The 17,522-nt window shown below is 66.5% G+C and carries 16 protein-coding genes; 7 read left to right on the plus strand and 9 right to left on the minus strand.

What is annotated here, in order from left to right; genetic code table 11:
- Positions 1–56 precede the first annotated feature (56 nt).
- On the plus strand, positions 57–2,897 hold the full coding sequence (rapA, locus tag DVT68_RS04380) for an RNA polymerase-associated protein RapA (RefSeq protein ID WP_114823795.1): 2,841 nt from the start codon (positions 57–59) through the stop codon (positions 2,895–2,897).
- 116 nt (positions 2,898–3,013) lie between these two features.
- Here the strand turns inward: rapA and DVT68_RS04385 are convergent, their stop codons facing one another.
- From DVT68_RS04385 to DVT68_RS04395, 3 genes are all read right to left on the minus strand, one after another.
- Positions 3,014–3,265: a DUF2249 domain-containing protein gene (locus DVT68_RS04385; protein ID WP_114823796.1), complete on the minus strand. Its 252-nt coding sequence runs from the start codon at positions 3,263–3,265 to the stop codon at positions 3,014–3,016.
- 80 nt (positions 3,266–3,345) lie between these two features.
- Complete coding sequence (locus tag DVT68_RS04390) at positions 3,346–4,713, minus strand: amino acid permease (RefSeq protein ID WP_114823797.1); 1,368 nt, start codon at positions 4,711–4,713, stop codon at positions 3,346–3,348.
- A 28-nt stretch (positions 4,714–4,741) separates the two neighbouring features.
- A complete protein-coding gene (locus DVT68_RS04395; protein ID WP_114823798.1) occupies positions 4,742–5,392 on the minus strand; it encodes a rhomboid family intramembrane serine protease in 651 nt (216 codons plus the stop codon).
- A gap of 377 nt (positions 5,393–5,769) precedes the next feature.
- Here DVT68_RS04395 and DVT68_RS04400 point away from each other — a divergent pair, with 377 nt between their 5' ends.
- Positions 5,770–7,416 carry a M28 family peptidase gene (locus DVT68_RS04400; protein ID WP_114823799.1) on the plus strand — a complete coding sequence of 549 codons (1,647 nt, stop codon included), beginning with the start codon at positions 5,770–5,772 and terminating at the stop codon, positions 7,414–7,416.
- Between the two features lie 27 nt (positions 7,417–7,443).
- On the opposite strand, the gene gloA is transcribed toward DVT68_RS04400, so the two are convergent.
- Positions 7,444–7,971, minus strand: coding sequence for a lactoylglutathione lyase (gene gloA, locus DVT68_RS04405; protein WP_114823800.1), 528 nt, complete (start codon positions 7,969–7,971; stop codon positions 7,444–7,446).
- A gap of 106 nt (positions 7,972–8,077) precedes the next feature.
- Between gloA and DVT68_RS04410 the strand changes: the two genes are divergently transcribed.
- Entirely contained in the window at positions 8,078–8,719 is a 642-nt protein-coding gene (locus DVT68_RS04410) for a Rossmann-fold NAD(P)-binding domain-containing protein (protein WP_114823801.1), read from the plus strand.
- A gap of 64 nt (positions 8,720–8,783) precedes the next feature.
- Here DVT68_RS04410 and DVT68_RS04415 read toward each other — a convergent pair whose 3' ends face one another.
- The 3 genes from DVT68_RS04415 to DVT68_RS04425 all read right to left on the minus strand — a co-directional run bounded on the left by DVT68_RS04415 (position 8,784) and on the right by DVT68_RS04425 (position 12,030).
- Positions 8,784–9,521 carry a C40 family peptidase gene (locus tag DVT68_RS04415; RefSeq protein ID WP_114823802.1) on the minus strand — a complete coding sequence of 246 codons (738 nt, stop codon included), beginning with the start codon at positions 9,519–9,521 and terminating at the stop codon, positions 8,784–8,786.
- 260 nt (positions 9,522–9,781) lie between these two features.
- On the minus strand, positions 9,782–10,486 hold the full coding sequence (locus tag DVT68_RS04420) for a YggS family pyridoxal phosphate-dependent enzyme (protein WP_114823803.1): 705 nt from the start codon (positions 10,484–10,486) through the stop codon (positions 9,782–9,784).
- Positions 10,487–10,605: 119 nt separating this feature from the next.
- Positions 10,606–12,030, minus strand: coding sequence for a M20 family metallopeptidase (locus DVT68_RS04425; RefSeq protein ID WP_114823804.1), 1,425 nt, complete (start codon positions 12,028–12,030; stop codon positions 10,606–10,608).
- Between the two features lie 215 nt (positions 12,031–12,245).
- Here DVT68_RS04425 and DVT68_RS04430 point away from each other — a divergent pair, with 215 nt between their 5' ends.
- The 4 genes from DVT68_RS04430 (at position 12,246) to DVT68_RS04445 (ending at position 14,276) form a co-directional block, all read left to right on the plus strand.
- Complete coding sequence (locus DVT68_RS04430) at positions 12,246–12,575, plus strand: ComEA family DNA-binding protein (protein WP_114823805.1); 330 nt, start codon at positions 12,246–12,248, stop codon at positions 12,573–12,575.
- Between the two features lie 107 nt (positions 12,576–12,682).
- Positions 12,683–13,162, plus strand: coding sequence for an SET domain-containing protein-lysine N-methyltransferase (locus DVT68_RS04435; RefSeq protein WP_114823806.1), 480 nt, complete (start codon positions 12,683–12,685; stop codon positions 13,160–13,162).
- A 5-nt stretch (positions 13,163–13,167) separates the two neighbouring features.
- Positions 13,168–13,707: a GNAT family N-acetyltransferase gene (locus DVT68_RS04440; RefSeq protein ID WP_114823807.1), complete on the plus strand. Its 540-nt coding sequence runs from the start codon at positions 13,168–13,170 to the stop codon at positions 13,705–13,707.
- Complete coding sequence (locus DVT68_RS04445; protein ID WP_114823808.1) at positions 13,704–14,276, plus strand: HutD family protein; 573 nt, start codon at positions 13,704–13,706, stop codon at positions 14,274–14,276. Before DVT68_RS04440 ends, DVT68_RS04445 begins: the two co-directional genes overlap by 4 nt.
- A gap of 106 nt (positions 14,277–14,382) precedes the next feature.
- Here the strand turns inward: DVT68_RS04445 and DVT68_RS04450 are convergent, their stop codons facing one another.
- Positions 14,383–15,288, minus strand: coding sequence for a hypothetical protein (locus DVT68_RS04450; RefSeq protein WP_325050413.1), 906 nt, complete (start codon positions 15,286–15,288; stop codon positions 14,383–14,385).
- Complete coding sequence (locus tag DVT68_RS04455) at positions 15,288–17,507, minus strand: M1 family metallopeptidase (protein ID WP_233523339.1); 2,220 nt, start codon at positions 17,505–17,507, stop codon at positions 15,288–15,290. The genes DVT68_RS04450 and DVT68_RS04455 overlap by 1 nt, the downstream gene beginning before the upstream one ends.
- Positions 17,508–17,522: the final 15 nt, after the last annotated feature.

Raw genomic sequence — 17,522 nt, forward strand, 5'->3', positions numbered from 1 at the left:
GCATCGACAGACACTGGGCGGATAATTGGCGGTCCCTGCAGCCCGTGGTCCCCCTGATGTTTGTTCCCGGTCAACGATGGATCTCCACCGCCGAGCCCGAGCTCGGCCTTGGCACCGTACTGCGCGTCGAGGGACGCGGTGTGCAGGTGCTGTTCGCCAAGGCGGGGGTTCTGCGCCCCTATGCGACGGACTCGGCGCCGCTGGTGCGCGCGGAGTTCCGGCCCGGCCAGCGCGTCGCCGGCAAGGGCATCGCCTTCCTGGTTGAACGGGTGGAGATCCGCGAGGAACTGCTGATCTACCGCGGTGAGGGCCGTGAACTGGAGGAAGGCCAGCTCGACGACGAGCAGAGCGTCAGCCAGGCTGACGACCGCCTGATCGGCGGGCGCACCGACCCGGTTTCCCACTTCGAACTACGCCTGGAAGGCCTGAAGCGCCGGGCCGAGGCCCGCCGTTCACCGGCCTGGGGTCTGGGCGCCGCCCGCATCGGCCTGGTGCCGCACCAGTTGCGAGTGGCCGGCATCGCCTCGGCGCGCCGCCCTCCCCGCGTGCTGCTGGCCGACGAAGTGGGCCTGGGCAAGACCATCGAAGCGGGCATGATCATTGCCCGCCAGCTCGCCACGGGTCGCGCCGGCCGCGTGCTGGTGCTGCTGCCCGACACCCTGGTCTACCAGTGGTTCGTGGAACTGCTGCGCCGCTTCAACCTCAGCTTCGCCATCTACGACGAGGAACGCTGCGAGGCGCTGGAGCAGGCCGGCGACGACCTCAATCCGTTCGAGGACGAGCAGTTGGTGATCGCCGACTTCAGTTTCCTCGAGCACACGCCCAAGCGCGCCCGGCAGTTGCTCGACGCGCAGTGGGATCTGCTGGTGGTGGACGAGGCCCACCATCTGGCTTGGACACCCGAGTCCGCCAGCCCGCGCTACACCCTGGTGGAGCAGCTGGCGGCGGCCACGCCAGGCGTGATCCTGCTGACCGCCACGCCGGAACAGCTGGGCCGCAGCGGCCATTTCGCCCGCCTGCGCCTGCTTGACCCGCAGCGCTATCACGACCTGGACACCTACCTGTCCGAGGCCGATGCATTCCACAACCTGTCGAAAATCGCCGACCGCCTGCTCGATGGCACGCCGCTGGATGACGCGCAGCGCGCGAGCCTGCGCGACGCCTTCGCCGGCGACGACGCGCTGCAGGCGCGCCTGGCCGACACCACCAAGCCGGACAATGCGCGCGAGATCATCGCCGCGCTGATCGACCGCCACGGCACCGGCCGCGCGATGTTCCGCAACCGGCGCGCGAGCATCGGCGGTTTCCCGCAGCGTATGCCGGTATGGCATCTGCTGGATGCCGACACACTCAGCGAGGATGGCCGCCAGGCCCTGCTGGCCGAGTTCCATGCGGATATGCAGCAGCCGCCGCCGGCGATGGAGATCGACTACAGCGCCGATCCGCGCCTGGAAGCGCTGGTCGCCCTGCTCGAGGCCCATCCGCAGGACAAGTTCCTGCTGATCTGCCGTAGCCAGGCCAAGGTGCTGGCGCTGGAAGAAGCCCTGCGCACGCGCAGCGGCGTGGGCGTGGCCCGCTTCCACGAAGGGCTTGGCATCGTGCAGCGTGACCGCAATGCGGCCTATTTCGCGCAGCCCGATGGCGCGCGCCTGCTGCTGTGCTCGGAGATCGGCTCGGAAGGCCGCAATTTCCAGTTCGCCCACCGCCTCGTGCTGTGGGATCTGCCGCTCGATCCTGATCTGCTGGAACAGCGCATCGGCCGCCTGGACCGCATCGGCCAGAAGCACGACATCAGCATCCACATCCTCGCCGTGGCCGACAGCGCGCAGCACGTGCTGGCGCGCTGGTACCACGAGGGCGTGGACGCGTTCCGCACCAGCCCGGCCGACGGCCGCGAACTATTGCGTCGCTTCGGCGAGGCGCTGGCCAGACTGGCCGACGAACATGCCCGCGGCGACGACAACCGCGACCAGGAACTGGAAGTGCTGCTGGCCGAGACGCACGGCGCCCATGAAGAGTTGGCGGCATTGATCCGCAATGGCCGCGACCACCTGCTGGAGCTGGCCGCCAGCCGCGACCTGCACGCCGACGAACTGCAGCAGGCATTCACCCGCGAAGACCACGATCCGGGTCGCGACGCCTTCATCCAGGGCCTGCTGGAGCGCTTCGGCATCCATGCGGAGGAACTGGGCGGCAAGGTGCTGCTGCTCGATCCGCAATACCTGTCCACCGACGCCCTGCCCGGCTTCGCCGAAGGACCGCAGGCCGTCACCTTCGCCCGCGAAGTGGCGCTGGCGCGTGAGGAGCTGCCGCTGCTGCGGCTGGACCACCCGATCGTGCAAGGCGCGCTCGACCTCACGCTGTCGAACGAACAGGGCAATGCCGCCTTCCTGGTGGACGATGGCCTGCCGCCGCGCAGCGCGTTGCTGCAGGCCGTGTTCCTGCTGGAATGCGTGGCCGATCGCACGCTCGATGCCGAGCGTTTCCTGCCGACGCAGCCGATCATGGTGACGGTCGACACGCGCCTCGCCGAACGCGCCGACTTCCGCCCGAGCGATCTGGCGCTGCGCAAGGCCGCCGACCGCAATATCGAAGTGGCGCGCTACCGCAAGTTCCTCGCCAAACTGGTGCCGCCGATGCTGGAAAAGGCCGAGGCGATCGTGCAAGAGCGCTCGCAGGCAAACATCGCCGATGCGGTGGCTCAGGCGACCGATGCGCTCGATGCCGAGCTGTCGCGCTTGCTCGGCTTGCGCGCCGTGAATCCGGCCATCAGCGAAGCTGAAATCGCCACCGTGGCCGGCGAGCGCACGGCCTTGCTCAAGGCGCTGCCGGAGTCACGCCTGCGCCTGGACGCCGTGCGTTTCGTGGTGAGCCCCGACTTCCTCGCGTTGCGATAAGTCGACGGAATCGCTTCAGCATGGATTTCCCGCGGCGCTCAGGCCGCGGGCGACGTCAGGACGATGTCGACTGGATGCCAGTCGAATCCTTGTGAGGCGCTGGACAGCGGTCGCGATCAGCCCGCCACGCCGAAATCGATCACCACGGCATGTTCGTCGCGCTGCACATAATTCACGGTGAGCGCATCGCCGTAGCGCTGCTGCAACTGGTCGATCAGCGGCAGCGGGTCGTGATCGTTCACGAACCGCATGACTTCACCGGGCTGCAGCGAGCCAAGGGCGCCGAAAATGGCGGAATGGCGGAAGCGACGCGCCACGCCACGCGCATCGAAGATGTGGACGGATTCACGCTGGAAAGGCGATGCCATGGGAGGCCCCGGTTGGTTGGACGGCCCAAGGATGAGCCGCGCAAGCCATGGGCCTCCATGATTTGAGTCAGGGAAATGACTCAGGCGGGGACAGGCTGTTCCGCGCTTCCAACACTGCTCCACCGATAGGTCGCCGCCAGCAGCGCGATCCAGGCCGCGCCCACGTACAGCGCCACGCGCGTATCCGGGTTGACGCCAAGCATGACCACCACGAAAGCAAAGAACGCCAGGCACACCAAGCCGCTCAGCGGCCACAGGCGCAGCCTGAACCCCGAAGGTACTTCGCCACGCAAACGCATGCGGCGACGGAAGTTGTAGTGCGCCAGCAGCACCATCGTCCAGGTCCATACGGTGTTGAACGACAGGATCGACATCATGATGCCGAACACCCTGGCGGGCAGCAGATAGTTCAGCAGCACGGCCAGCAGCAGCACCGCCAACGTCGCGAGGATCGCGCGCAGTGGCACGCCCTGCGCGTTGACCTCGCCCAGCATCGCTGGCGCCTGCGCCTTGGTGGCCAGGCTGTACAGCATGCGGCTGCCGCTGAACGTGGTGCTGTTGAAGCCCGAGAGCGCCGCCGTGATCACCACGAAGTTGATCAGGCCCGCAGCCTGCGGAATACCCAGTTTGGCGAACGTCGTGACGAACGGGCTGCCGTGATCACCCAGCCCGGTCCACGGGTAGATCGCCATCATCACGAACAGCGCGCCCACGTAAAAGATCAGGATGCGCCACAGCACCGAATTGACCGCGCGCGGGATGGTGCGCTCCGGCTGCGCGGCCTCGCCCGCGGCAATGCCCACGGTTTCAACGCCGCCGAAAGAGAACACCACCACCGGCAGCGCCAGCACCATGCCCATCAGGCCGTGCGGAAACCAGCCACCGTGCGACCACAAATTCGAGAGACCCGTCGCCTGTCCGCCATTGCCCCAGCCCAGGAAGATGATGGCCAGGCCGCCCGCGATCATCGCCAGCACGGTCACCACTTTGATCAGGGTGAACCAGAACTCCATCTCGCCGTAGACCTTCACGCTGAGCAGGTTGAGGCCGCCGATCATCAGCACGCTGCCCAGCACCCAGATCCAGCGCGGCCAGTCGGGAAACCACGCCTGCATGTATGCGCCCACCGCGGTGGCCTCGGCCATGCCGACGCCCACCATCAGCAGCCAGTAGTTCCAGCCGGTGAGGTAGCCCGCGAAGGGGCCGAGGTAACGCTGCGCATACACACTGAACGAGCCGGCGACCGGATCGTGCACGGTCATCTCGCCCAGCGCGCGCATGATGATGAAGATCATCACGCCGCCCACCATGTAGGCGAACAGCACCGACGGACCGGCCAGCTTGATGGCATCGGCCGAGCCCAAAAACAGGCCGGCGCCGATCGCCATGCCCAGGGCCATGAAAGTGATATGGCGCGGCGTGAGCCGGCGCTGGAGATGCTGCGTCATGGGACTGCCGACGAAATGGAGCGACTGATCAGCGCCAGAGGCGGCGCTGCGGCTTGATCGGCAATTTGCCGCGCCAGTACTGGATCATGATGAAACCACCCAGCATGCCGCCGAGATGGGCGAAGTGCGCGATCCCGGACTGCGTACCGGTCACCCCCAGCCCCAGTTCGAACAGCGCATAGAGCGTGACGAACAGCCACGCGGAGATGGGGATCGGCAGGAAGATCAGCATCATCTTCTCGTGCGGGAACAGCATGCCGAACGCCAGCAGGATGCCGAAGATGGCGCCCGAGGCGCCCAGCGTCGGATAGAAGCCGCCGGTGAACCATTTCACCACCACCAGCTGCGCCACTGCGGCCATCAACAGGCACACGAAGTAATACAGGGTGAAGTTGCGCGGCCCGAACACGCGCTCGATCTGGCCGCCGAACATGTACAGCGCCAGCATGTTGGAAAACAGATGCAAGGTGCTGCCGTGCATGAAGGCGTAGGTCACCAGCTGCCACGGACGGAAGCCGATGGACAGGAGACCGGTCGAGGTCTGCGCGATCTGATCCGGACCCCAGGGCCACAGGGCGAAATGGAAGATCAGCGTGTCTCCCATGACCTGCTGCAGCAGGAACACCGCCACATTGGCAATCAACAGGTTACGGGTGACGGTAGGGAAATCGAACGGCATGCCAGGGGGACGTCTGGGGACAATTCCGTCAAGCGTAACCGCCCCGGGACCGTATCGCCACGCTTGCCCCTGGCTGGCGGCAGCGCCGACGACATGGCGCTGTCTCAACCCGCTGCGCAAGATCCGGGGCCGTTTCGCCGATTCGCCTTCCTGCCGCGCCCATCGGCCACCGCCGCCGTCCGCCCATGAGGCGATGAAACTTGCGCCCTTGGCCTGCAGCGCGCGAGCGTTGCGCCACGCATCCAACATCAACAACACACGGCAGCCGCTCGGCATTTTCTTGCGACGCAGGCGAGCTGAAAGCCATGCCTTTCGGTACGCCACTGCCCCCATGGAACACGCTACATTGAGCCATCCGCGTAGCTGATGGATTGAATATGCGTCACCTGTGGCCGCTGGCGCTGCTGAGCTTCGCGCTCTGCGCGTGCCAGCATCACCAGACGAATGGCGCCTCCGACAGCGACAGCGCGTTGGGCGCGCTGGCCGAGTACAAGGGGTTTTCGCCGGGTATCGTCATCGACGACGTGACGCAGCACATGAAGGTGCTCTCTTCCCCTGCCCTGTTGGGACGCACGCCGACCGGCGAACCTGAAAAGCCCACCACCGATTACCTGATCAGCCAGTTCACGCGGATGGGACTTGCGCCGGGCAACGACGGCAGCTGGCTGCAGGCGGTGCCCTATGTCGGCGCCCAGGTGCAGCATCCCGAACAGATCGCCCTTGCAGTGAACGGCAGGGATGGAGAAGCCCGACTGTCGTTTGGTCAGGACATGGTGGTCGGCACGCTCGACGAACAGACGCACGCGTCGCTCGAAGCCTCACCGCTGGTCTTCGTCGGCTACGGCGTCAATGCACCGGGCGAACACTGGAACGATTACGCCGGCACGGATGTGAAGGGCAAGACCGTGATCATCCTGGTCAACGATCCCGGCTGGGCCACTCAGGACCCGAAGCTGTTCAAGGGCCGCGAATACACCTACTTCGGTCGCTGGACCTACAAGCTCGAGGAAGCGGCGCGCCAGGGCGCTGCCGCCGCCTTCATCGTGCATGACACCGATGCCGCCGGTTACCCATGGAGCGTCGTGCAACGCAACTGGAGCGGCATGCGCATGGACCTGCCCAAGGGTGAAGAAGGCGCGCGCCGCCTCCCCGTCGCCGGGTGGCTTAGCACCGAAGCCGCCCGCCAGCTGTTCGCGCGTGCCGGCGCCAACTTCGACACGCTCAAGCGTCAGGCCGCCGAGCGAGGATTCACCGCGGCGCCGCTGCAGGCGAAGCTGAGCGTGGCTTTCGACAGCACCATCAGCCACGGCGAGTCACACAACGTGGTTGCTCGTCTCGAAGGCAAGGGCCATGCAGACGAGGCCATCATCTATTCCGCGCATTGGGACCATCTGGCCAATCCCGGCGACGCCCAGCACGGCACGGTCGACAACGCCACCGGCGTGGCCGGTCTGCTGGAGATCGCGGAGGCCTTCGCGCATCGCGCGCCCAAGCCGCACCGCTCCGTGCTGTTCATCGCCACCACGCTGGATGAGGCCGGCCTGCTCGGCTCGCGCCATTACGTGGCGCACCCGATCGTGCCACTCAGCCGGACGGTGGCGGACATCAACCTGGACATGCTGCCAGTCGACGGGCCTGCCAGCGCCCTGTCGGTGATCGGATTCGGCCAGTCGCAGCTGGACGAATACCTTGCCGACGCGGCCCGTAGCCAGCGCCGTGCGGTGATGCCGGACCTGACGCCGGAGAAGGGTTTCTTCTTCCGCTCCGACCAGTTGAGCTTCGCCCGCGCCGGCGTGCCGGTGCTGTACGCGCGCTCGGCCGCGACCCGACCCGACGCAGCCCCGAGTGGCGGCGATACCCCACCGCTCGACGACACCTTCAATCCTCGTTGGGACCTCAGTGGCGCGGTGGAGGACATCCGCGCACTTTTCATGGTCGGCAGCCGGCTCTCGATGGAACAGAGCTACCCGCAATGGAAACCCGGCAGTGACTTCCAGCGTCCGGAAAGCATGCAGGGCCTCTAGGGCCCCGCAAGCCCGGCAGGAAGGCGATCAGCCGATGAACGGCGCCGGCTGCAGGATCTCGATCCAGTAGCCGTCGGGGTCGCGGATGAAGGCGATGTGCTTCATGCGCCCGTCGGTCAGTCGCTTCTGGAAAGGCACGCCCATCGCCTCGAAGCGGGCGCAGGCCTGCTGCACATCCGGCACCGACACGCACAGGTGACCGAAGCCGCGCGGCTCGGCGTTGCCATTGTGATACTGGAATTCCGCATCGTGTTCGGTGCCGTGGTTGTGGGTCAGTTCCAGCACGCCGGGCTGGCCGAGCACCCAGCGCAAGCGCTCGGCATCGTTGTCGGGGATGATCGCGCGGTCGGCCGCCAGCACCAGGTAGACGATGGTGAAGGCCGCCTCGGCGAAGTCCTGACGGTGCACCGGCGTGAAGCCCAGCACGCGGGTATAGAAGTCCAGCGACCGGGTCAGGTCCTTCACCCGGATCATCGTGTGGTTGAAGACGTAGCCGTGGGTGGCGGCCTCGGGCGGGTTCACGCCCGGCATGTCGAGCAGCGCGGAGAGGGGCATCCGGAAGGTTCCTGACAAACAATGCCAGTAGATGGGGCCCGCCGTCCCGCCGGACAAGCCCGCCCGCCGTCCAATGTCATAACGCGACAGGCCGTAGAATGGCCCCATGAACGCCACCACACGCTCGGTGCTGATCGCGGGAGCCACCGGGCTCACCGGGCACGAGCTGCTGGCGTTCCTGCTGGAAGATCCCAGCGTCGCGCACGTACTGGCGCCGACCCGACATGCCCTGCCCGCGCATCCGAAGCTGGAGAATCCGGTGGGCATGATCGGCCATCTGATCGCGCAGCTGCATGGCCACCTCGACACCGTGTACTGCTGCCTGGGCACCACCATTCGCCAGGCCGGCTCACGCGAGGCGTTCCGCATGGTCGACTACGACCTGCCGCTGTCGCTGGGGCGGCATGCGCTGGCGCTCGGCGCCCGCCACTACGTGGTCATCAGCGCGCTGGGCGCGGATGCCGGCTCACGCCTGTTCTACAACCGCACGAAGGGTGAGCTCGAACTCGCGCTGCAGAAGCAGGGCTGGCCACAGCTGACCATCGTGCGACCTTCCCTGCTATTGGGCGCGCGCAACAAGCCGAGGATGGGCGAAGTGTTCGCCGCCCCGTTCTCCCGCGTGTTGCCCGGCCGCTGGCGCGGCATCGAAGCCGGAACGGTGGCGCGCGCCATGTGGCGGCTGGGCTCGGGGGCCAGCGAATGCACGCGCATCGTCGAATCGGACGAACTGCAGCAGATCGGCAGCTGAGCCCTTTGCGCACGCAAAAAAAAGCCGCCCATGGGGCGGCCTTTGTCTGTCGGAACTTGTGCGGTCAGCTGCGGACCAGGGCGCCCGGGCGCTTGGCGCCGGCGAAGCGCTGCGACCAGTACGACTCGTCCAGGCTGTCCACGCGCACGGTCTTGCCGCGCGAGGGCGAATGGATGAACTGGCCGTTGGCGATGTAGATGCCCACGTGCGAGATGCGGCCCTGGCCATGCTTGCCCGCGGTGCGGAAGAACACCAGGTCGCCCGGCTTCATGTCGTCGCGGCTGACCTTCAGACCAGCCAGGAACTGCGAGGCCGAGTTGGTCGGCAGCTCGAGGCCAACGGCGTGGGCGAACACGTAGCGGACGAAGCCGCTGCAATCGAAACCGGTGGACGGATCGCGGCCGCCGCGCACGTAACGGATGTCACGCAGCTGCATGGCCATGCCGATCAGGGTCTTGCGCAGGTCCGAGGTGCCGGCGGCCAGCGAAGCCACGGCGTTGCCGGCGACGCCATCGTTCGGCATGCCATCGGCATCCAGATCATCTTCCTCACCACCCCAACCATTGTTGGCCTTGGCAACCGGTGCGCTGGCGGCCAGATGTGCCGGCACGGCGGACTGGGCGAGCATGGCGGCCGGCGAAAGCGCCGACAGCGCGCCCATCAGGTTGGGGCTCACCGAGGTGGTGGTGGTGGAACCGGCCGCCGCGTTGGGCTGGCCAGCCAGGGGTTCAGCGAAGAGCGGAAGGGAGACGAGCAGTGCACCAGCAAGCGCAGCAGCAGCGATCAGTCGCTTCGTTGGCATGTGGGACAAATCCCTTTGCAGTTCGAAAGTTAAGCCGTCGGAAAGGTCCGCCGGCCGTGATGGTGATGTGAACTTAGCAAAGGGATATAGGTCGTATGTTCGATTGGGGTTAACTAAACCCCGCCGTTTCAGAATCTGGCACGGCCCATGCTTTGTGTGTAAGCATATGTTTTATAAAACAAAATATGCCTAACGTGCTTACTTTTTGATCAATTAGTGAACTAATTATTCCATACGGTTCCGTATATTTCAGAACCGCGTCACACCCTGCGCCCGAAGATCGCGGTGCCGATACGCACCTCCGTCGCCCCCTCGGCGATGGCCAGTGGGAAGTCGCCGCTCATGCCCATGGAAAGCCTTGAAAGTTCATGGCCTTGCGCCTGCGCCTCGTCACGCAGCCGGCGCAGATGGCGGAAGCAGGCACGCACCGCCTCGGCATCGTCTGACTGCACGGCAAGCGTCATGAGCCCCTTCACCCGCAGCGTGTCGTAGGCGCGCAGGGCATCGAGGAAGGCTGGCAGCTCGGCCGGAGGTAGCCCGTGCTTGCTCTCCTCCGGTGAGGTCTTCACCTCCACCAGCACGTCGATGACGCGCTCTTCCACCTGCAGGCGACGGTGCAGCGCCTCAGCCAGTTCAATGCGGTCGAGCGACTGGACTTCGCTGGCCAGCCGCGCCACGTCCTTGGCCTTGTTGGTCTGCAGGTGACCGATCACCACCCAGGCGATGCCCTCGCCGGCCAGTGCTTCGGCCTTGCTTCGGACTTCCTGCACCTTGTTCTCGCCGAAGCGCTTCAGGCCAAGCGCCATCGCCGCGCGCACCACGTCAGGGCCGAACGTCTTGCTGACCGGCAGGATGGACACTTCGGATGGCTCGCGGCCCGCCGCGCAGCAGGCCGCATCGACGCGCTCGCGCACGGCCTCCCAGTTCGATGCGAGGTAGGCGTAGTCGCTGGAGTCTTGGTTCATCGTTGGCAACCCGGGATCGAGCCACGCTTGTTCATGCCGGCGGGCGCCGGCATCCAGCGCCTTGCGGCGGCTTACGACGCTGAGCCCCGGCTCGCGCCGGGGCGACGGTCGAGGAGGCTTTAGCCCTTGGCGCCCTGCGCGTAGTGGCGGGCCACCACGTCAGCCACCACCATCGACACCTTCTTGCCGGTGGGGATGTGCAGGAACTCGTTCGGGCCATGCGCATTGGAATGCGGGCCCAGCACGCCGGTGATCAGGAACTGCGCCTTCGGAAACTTCTCGCCCAGCATGCCCATGAACGGGATGCTGCCACCCTCGCCCATGTAGGCCGCCGGCGCGCCGAAGTAGGTCTGCGAGGCATTCGCCACCGCCTCCTCCAGCCACGACGACAGCTGCGGCGCGTTCCAGCCGCTGCCGTCCTTCTCCAGCTTGAAGCTGACCTTGGCGCCGTACGGCGGGTCCTTCTCCAGCAGTTCCTTGACGAACTGGCCGGCCTTGGCGCCCGACAGCGTCGGCGGCACGCGCAGGCTGAGCTTCACCGAGGTCTTCGGGCGCAGCACGTTGCCGGCGCTCTCCAGCGGCGGCATGCCGTCCACGCCGGTGACCGCCAGCTGCGGACGCCAGGTGCGGTTGAGCACGAGCTCGGTGAGGTCTTCGGTGACCGGATGCATGCCTTCCACGAACGGGAACTTGTCGTACACCGCGGTGCCCAGCACCTCGGCCGACTTCTTCGCCTGCTCGATGCGCTGCGCCGGGATATCGACGTACAGCTCCTTGGGCTTGATCGTGCCGGTCTGCGGATCTTCCAGGCGGCTCAGCAGATCGCGCAGGATGCGGAAGCTCGAGGGCACCACACCAGAGGCGTCGCCGGAATGCACGCCCTCTTCCAGCACCTGCACGGTGAGCTCACCGCCAGTCATGCCGCGCAGCGACGTGGTCAGCCACAGCTGGTCGTAGTTGCCGCAACCGGAATCCAGGCACACCACCAGCGACGGATTGCCGATGCGATCGGCCAGATGATCGACGTAGTACGGCAGGTCATAGCTACCCGATTCCTCGCAGGCTTCGATCAGCACCACGCAACGCGCGTGCGGCACACCCTGTTCGCGCAGCGCCAGCAGCGCCGCCAGCGAGCCGAAGATGGCGTAGCCGTCGTCGGCGCCGCCGCGACCATAGAGCTTGTCGCCCTTGAGCACCGGCGTCCACGGGCCGAGGCCCTCGGCCCAGCCGGTCATCTCCGGCTGCTTGTCGAGGTGGCCGTACAGCACCACGGTGTCGTCGCCCGTGCCGGGCACTTCGATATAGATGAGCGGCGTGCGGCCTTCCAGGCGCACAACTTCCAGCGTGGCGCCCGGCAGCGACGACAGCTTGGAACGCGCCCAGCCCTCCATCAGCTTGACCGCCGCATCCATGTAGCCGTGCTCGACCCACTTGGGATCGAACATGGGCGACTTGTTGGGAATGCGGATGTATTCCACCAGCTGCGGCACGATCTCGTCGTCCCACAGTCCGCTGACGAAACGATTGAGGCGAGCGGTATCCATGGGGCGACTCCTGCAACGTGGGGAAAGAGCGCGATTGTATCAGCGCGGCCAAGAAGGCCGCTTCAGCCCACCAGCCTCGCCGCCCCGACCGGACACGCAGGCCACCTGTCGCCTCACCCACAGACGGCAGGCCCTCCGACTGCCGCCAAGCGCATGGACGGGCAGAGTCTCCCGGCGGCCCGAAGGCCGCTCACCACTTGATAGGGAGAATCCACATGCGCAACACCTTCATGGCCCTGCTCGCCAGCCTCGCCCTGGCCTTGCCGGCCTGGGCCAGCACACCCGTCAACATCAACAAGGCCGACGCCACCACCATCGCCCACGCGCTTGACGGCATCGGCCCGTCCAAGGCCGAGGCGATCGTGGCATGGCGGGAGGCCCACGGCCCGTTCAAGACCGTCGATGACCTCTCGCAAGTGAAGGGCATCGGACCGGCCACCCTGGAGCGCAACCGGGACGCCATCCTGCTCAACGATACGGCTGGCGACGCCAAGGCCGCTCCCGCCAAGGCCAAACCCAAGCCGATCAAGGCTTCAGGCGAATAATCACACCAGTCAGTAACTTGCGTTCAGAAAAAGTCCATCCAGCGGGGTATGGAAAGCCCGGCTGGATGGGCCTACACTCGCCCGCCTTGCCATCGGTTAGGGCTGACATGATCGTTCCGCGTTACCGCATTGCCGCGTCTGGAATCGCCGGCGCGGGTAAGGGGCTGTTTCTGGAACAAGACGTCCTCGCCGGGCAGATCGTCACGGCGCCGGACGCCATTGAACGCACCTACCGCTACGACGAACTCACGGCTAGGCCGGAGCTTTCGGCGCAGCTGTACGCCAGTGCGCGCTGGTTCGAGGACCGCTATACCGTGTCGCCCGATTGGCCAGACGAGTGCTACATCAACCACAGCTTCGAACCGAGCGGACTGTGGCACCTGGGTTTCGTGTTCGCCACACGTGACCTGCCTGCGGGCACGGAGATGACGGTGGATTACCGCCACCTTCTGCCCCCGGGCGAGGAAGAGGCGTTCGTCGACGCGGCGACGGGTCGCCGCATCGTCGGCCTGCCATGGCTGGAGAGCCTCACCCTGAGTACGCGCGCCCTCGCCGTTCTGCTCGATGGCGCCCGGCTTGCTTGTTGAAGACCATGATCGACATTCCTGTCATTGAAACGGCGCGCCTGCGCCTGACCGGCCTGGCGGAGCGACATTTCGACGACTACGCCGCCATGCTGGCCGACCCCGCCAGCACCCGCTGGGTCGGCGACGGCGAGCCGCTGGACCGCACCAATGCCTGGCGCTCTCTGGCCATGCTGATCGGCCACTGGCAGCTGCGCGGCTACGGCATGTGGGCGCTGGAGCTGAAGGAGACCGGCGCCTTCGTCGGCCGCGCCGGACTGATGCGCCCGGAAGGCTGGCCCGACCTCGAAATGGGCTGGATGCTCAAGCCGGACTTCCGCCACCAGGGCTACGCCACCGAAGCGGGCGCGGCGATCCTCGACTTCGCGTGGCACGCGCTCAACGCGCAGCGCGTGATCAGCCTGGTGAAGATCGGCAACGAAGCCTCCGACCGCGTGGCGGAACGCCTGGGCGGCGAGCATATCGACGACATGGACTTCTTTGGCGCGCACAACCATGTGTTCGCCTACTACCCCCCGCTGCTCGAGAAGCGGCGCGCGCGGGCATGAACCTGCTCAGCCGTCAGCCGGCAGACACCCTGCACGGGCATCCGTGCTCGGACGGCAGCGCGGTCATTACCGACATCGCGTGCAGTCCGGACGAGGAAACCTGGCAGTGGCGGCTCTCGATGATCGAGACCGGCGGGCAGAAGCTCGAATTTCCGACCCATGCCGACATTCGACGGCAGTTTGTGCCGCTGGACGCCCCTGTCGACGTCGTCTTTCCCGACGGCCGTACACAACACCTTAACCGTTTCGACATCGCGTACTTCGATCAGCACAACGCGCCGGACGCCTGCGTGGCGGCCAGCCCGACCCGCACCTTCAACCTGAAGCTGCGCGAAGGCACATCGGGCGAACTGATCGCACGCCCGCTCAACGGCGCCATGGTGCTGCTGGCCCCCTCAGGCTGGCGCTGGTTCATCCTGTTGCTGTCGGGCCAGGCCCAGGTGATGGCGGACCATCGTACTCAGACGATGGAACCCAATGACATGGTGTGGATCGACCCCATCCCGGGCCACCCGGTCCGCATCGAGGGTCACGGTGAGCTGGTGATGGCGCGCCTCCCGGCACACTGATCACTCTGCCGCACCTGTCGAAGGGCGGCCTGTGCGCGACCTTTGAGCTACATCGCCACCGCGGCGCGAATTTGCTCCGCGCCGGGTGTGCACCATGCGGCTCGACCTAAACCAACCCGGATCGCCGCGAACCGCCCAGCGAACGTGCCACCGCCGCCAGCGCGAACAGGCGCGCTATGCGCATCCAGCCCAGCACGATCACTACCAGCTGGCTCAACAGGAACGCCAGCAGCAAGCCGCTGGTACCCACGGCCAGCGTGTGCGCCCGCGCCAGGCCGAGCCCCAACGCGATGGCCAGGCCAATCGCCGTGATCAACAGATAGGTCAGCAAGGTGGAAAACGGTCGGCGCGCCACCTGCGCCAAGCCACGCCACATCGCCACCGTCGCCGCGCGGAGGCTGCCATCGGCGATGAAGGCTGCGCGCGCCGATTCCAGCCAGCACTGGGCCAGCACCACCAGGAGTCCGTCAAACCACCACGCCAGGTGCTGCGCGGCCATGGCCTGCGATTCCAGCACGGCCAGGTCGGCGCGATCATCGGCGCGATCCATTCCCACCTGCGCCAGATAACCGGCCAGTGCGTACACCGGCAGCGACCACAGCAGCAGGCGGAACATGCGGCCGTACTCGCCCAGACCGCCCTGCAGCAACGCTCCGAAACCCAGCACACGCGCCGCCCTGCCGCTGGCGACGACCATGCCGTTGAGCCACGGCAACAGCAGCACGACGAGCAGGACGCTGGCCAGCGCAGCACCATGCAGGGCGCCATGCTGCTGGCCCAGCGTGTGGATCACATCGCCGGCCATCACCACGTCGAACTGTCGCGCCCAGACGTGCGCCAGGGTGGAGTGGTCGAGCAGCCCGCCCAACGACATCAGCAACGGCAACGTGGCGACGAGAGTGGGCGCGAGCAGCAACAGCATCCAAAGCAACAACAGGCGCCACTGCATGGCGGCGAACGGGGCGCCCACCACGGCGCCGACATCAACCCGGCGGGAACTCTTGTAGGCCATCACAGCGTCACCAGCAATGCATAGAGAGCCTGCAGCGCAGACGCCACATCGGCGGTCCAGCGGCGGGAGGCGGAAGCGTCCGACGTCACCGTGCGGCTGTCGTTGAGCTTGTTGGCGTCGAGCAGGATCTTTCCGTCCGGATCGAGTTCGGCCGACACCACCTTGGTCGGACGAGTGAACACGAAACGCGCCCATCGCCGATCGTCGTCCCAGTGCACGTCCTCGTGGCTGCCGTCGGCGAACGACACGCGCAACAGCTGCGGCGCCTGCGCGCCTTCACGCACCACCGTCACCGTGCCGCGCCACAGGAAAGGCCCGGGGCTGGCGGCGCCGGCGTGCGGATGCGTCTTCTCCCACGCGGCGCGCTGTTTGTCGACGTCGTCGTCGCGATCGTCAGCGACGAGCTCGTGGCGTTCGCCCTGCTTGAGCCAGCTGCCGGCCAGCGGCAGCACTTCCTGGTTGTCGATCGAGGCGACGCGATCATCGATGTGCGCCGTGCCGTAGACGTACTGGTCGAAGATCTCATTGACCGCACGCGCGTTGCCGGAGACGTCGATCAGCGTGGCGCGCAGGTCCGCCACCGACGGATGGCGGAAATGCCAGCGCCGGTAATACTCGCGGAAGCCACGCTCCATCACGTCCTTGCCCAGGCGCTCCTCCAGGTCGTGCATGGCGGTGGCCGTGCGCGAATACACCGTGCCATAGCTGGTGCTGGAGTAGCGATCCCAGCTGTTCTGCCCGAGGGCGTCGTACGGGTGGGACAGGCCTGCATCAAGACGCTCCATCGCGAATACGTCCATCGACGGGGTAATGCCCGCGCGGCGCAGCCAGGAGCTCGGCACGAGGATGCGCTGGTTGCGCTCGCGCAGCATGCGCTCGTCCCAGTATTCGTTCATGCCTTCGTCGAGCATGGGCTCCTCGAATTCGTTGGAGGCCAGCAATCCGTAGAAATAGCCATGGCCGAATTCATGGATGGTGACGAAGTCGATCTCCCACTGGTCCGCGGTCTGCGGATCGATGCGCGCAAACCCCTCGGCGGTGAAGAAGGTGGGGTACTCCATGCCGCCGGCCTCTTCCGCGTTGTACGGCGGCACGACGGCCGTGACCGTGCGATAGGGGTAGGCACCCAGCGTGTTGGAGAAATAGCTCAGTGAATCGAGCGTGGCCTTGAGCACGGGCTTCGCGCTGGCGGCGTACTCGGGCGGATAGATCACCCGCACCGCCACCTTGGGGCTGCCCGGCCCGCGCCATTCCGCATCCAGCGTCTTGTAGTCCTTGGCGGCAACCCAGGCGAAGTCGTGCACGTCACCCTGCACGAAGTGATAGGTCGTCTTGCCGTCGATCTCGTCAGGCTCGCCTTCGAGCGCGCCGACTGCGCCCACGGTGTAGTCCGAGGGCACCGTCAGGCGCACGTCGAAATTGCCGAAGTCGGCGTAGAACTCGCTGTTGAAGTGGAATTCGTGCGCGTTCCACTGCACCTGGGTGGCGCCACGCTCGCCCGGCAGCTCCAGCACCGCGATCTTCGGAAACCACTGGCCAACCAGATTGAAGTTGCCCCACCAGCCGGTGCGCTCGACCACGCGCGGCAACTGGCTGAGGAAGTCGATGTCCAGCGTGAGCGTGCCGCCGGGCGGCACCGGTTCGGCCAGGTCCACCCGCGCCACGGTCTGGTCGGTGGCTGGACCATCGTCGGGATGGACGAAGCTCCACTTCAGCGCGGTGTTGCCTTGCTGCACGCTCTTGAGGTCGATCCAGCCCCACTCGCCTTTCTTCAGTGCAGCCGCGCCGCGCGAATGGCCATGCGCGGTGAGCACGCTGCGTTCGGTGAAGAACGTGCTGCCTTCGTTCTGGAACGCGTTGAGATACAGGTGCAGGTAGATGCGGTCGACCGGACGGTCACTGCGGTTGCGCCAGCTCAGCTGTTCGTTGCCCTTGACGGTGTGCCGGGCCGCGTCCAGTTCGGCGTCGATGCGATAGCCGACCACGCGGTCCGACAAGGTCGCTTCGGCGCCGCTGCGCACGCCACCCCAGGCGTCGGCCGCGCTCGCCTCACGCGGAGCCGCGGCATGCGCCTTGGCCAAGGGGATCTCGGCAAGCGGCAGCGGCGCTGCGCTCGCGGCGGGTGCAGGCAGATCCTGCGCTTGCGATGCGAACGGCCATGCCAGACACCACGCCATGGCCAGCCAGCAGGCGCGCCTGCCACCCCAGTGTTTCCCCATATGACCCTCCCCCGA

This window comes from Dyella solisilvae (genome assembly GCF_003351225.1).
Taxonomy (GTDB): Bacteria; Pseudomonadota; Gammaproteobacteria; order Xanthomonadales; family Rhodanobacteraceae; genus Dyella; species Dyella solisilvae.

Excerpts from the sequence above, each read along its gene's own strand:
- rapA (WP_114823795.1), top strand. The coding sequence starts at position 57 with ATGTTTGTTCCCGGTCAACGATGGATCTCCACCGCCGAGCCCGAGCTC.
- DVT68_RS04385 (WP_114823796.1), bottom strand. The coding sequence starts at position 3,265 with ATGGCATCGCCTTTCCAGCGTGAATCCGTCCACATCTTCGATGCGCGT.
- DVT68_RS04390 (WP_114823797.1), bottom strand. The coding sequence starts at position 4,713 with ATGACGCAGCATCTCCAGCGCCGGCTCACGCCGCGCCATATCACTTTC.
- DVT68_RS04395 (WP_114823798.1), bottom strand. The coding sequence starts at position 5,392 with ATGCCGTTCGATTTCCCTACCGTCACCCGTAACCTGTTGATTGCCAAT.
- DVT68_RS04400 (WP_114823799.1), top strand. The coding sequence starts at position 5,770 with ATGCGTCACCTGTGGCCGCTGGCGCTGCTGAGCTTCGCGCTCTGCGCG.
- gloA (WP_114823800.1), bottom strand. The coding sequence starts at position 7,971 with ATGCCCCTCTCCGCGCTGCTCGACATGCCGGGCGTGAACCCGCCCGAG.
- DVT68_RS04410 (WP_114823801.1), top strand. The coding sequence starts at position 8,078 with ATGAACGCCACCACACGCTCGGTGCTGATCGCGGGAGCCACCGGGCTC.
- DVT68_RS04415 (WP_114823802.1), bottom strand. The coding sequence starts at position 9,521 with ATGCCAACGAAGCGACTGATCGCTGCTGCTGCGCTTGCTGGTGCACTG.
- DVT68_RS04420 (WP_114823803.1), bottom strand. The coding sequence starts at position 10,486 with ATGAACCAAGACTCCAGCGACTACGCCTACCTCGCATCGAACTGGGAG.
- DVT68_RS04425 (WP_114823804.1), bottom strand. The coding sequence starts at position 12,030 with ATGGATACCGCTCGCCTCAATCGTTTCGTCAGCGGACTGTGGGACGAC.
- DVT68_RS04430 (WP_114823805.1), top strand. The coding sequence starts at position 12,246 with ATGCGCAACACCTTCATGGCCCTGCTCGCCAGCCTCGCCCTGGCCTTG.
- DVT68_RS04435 (WP_114823806.1), top strand. The coding sequence starts at position 12,683 with ATGATCGTTCCGCGTTACCGCATTGCCGCGTCTGGAATCGCCGGCGCG.
- DVT68_RS04440 (WP_114823807.1), top strand. The coding sequence starts at position 13,168 with ATGATCGACATTCCTGTCATTGAAACGGCGCGCCTGCGCCTGACCGGC.
- DVT68_RS04445 (WP_114823808.1), top strand. The coding sequence starts at position 13,704 with ATGAACCTGCTCAGCCGTCAGCCGGCAGACACCCTGCACGGGCATCCG.
- DVT68_RS04450 (WP_325050413.1), bottom strand. The coding sequence starts at position 15,288 with ATGGCCTACAAGAGTTCCCGCCGGGTTGATGTCGGCGCCGTGGTGGGC.
- DVT68_RS04455 (WP_233523339.1), bottom strand. The coding sequence starts at position 17,507 with ATGGGGAAACACTGGGGTGGCAGGCGCGCCTGCTGGCTGGCCATGGCG.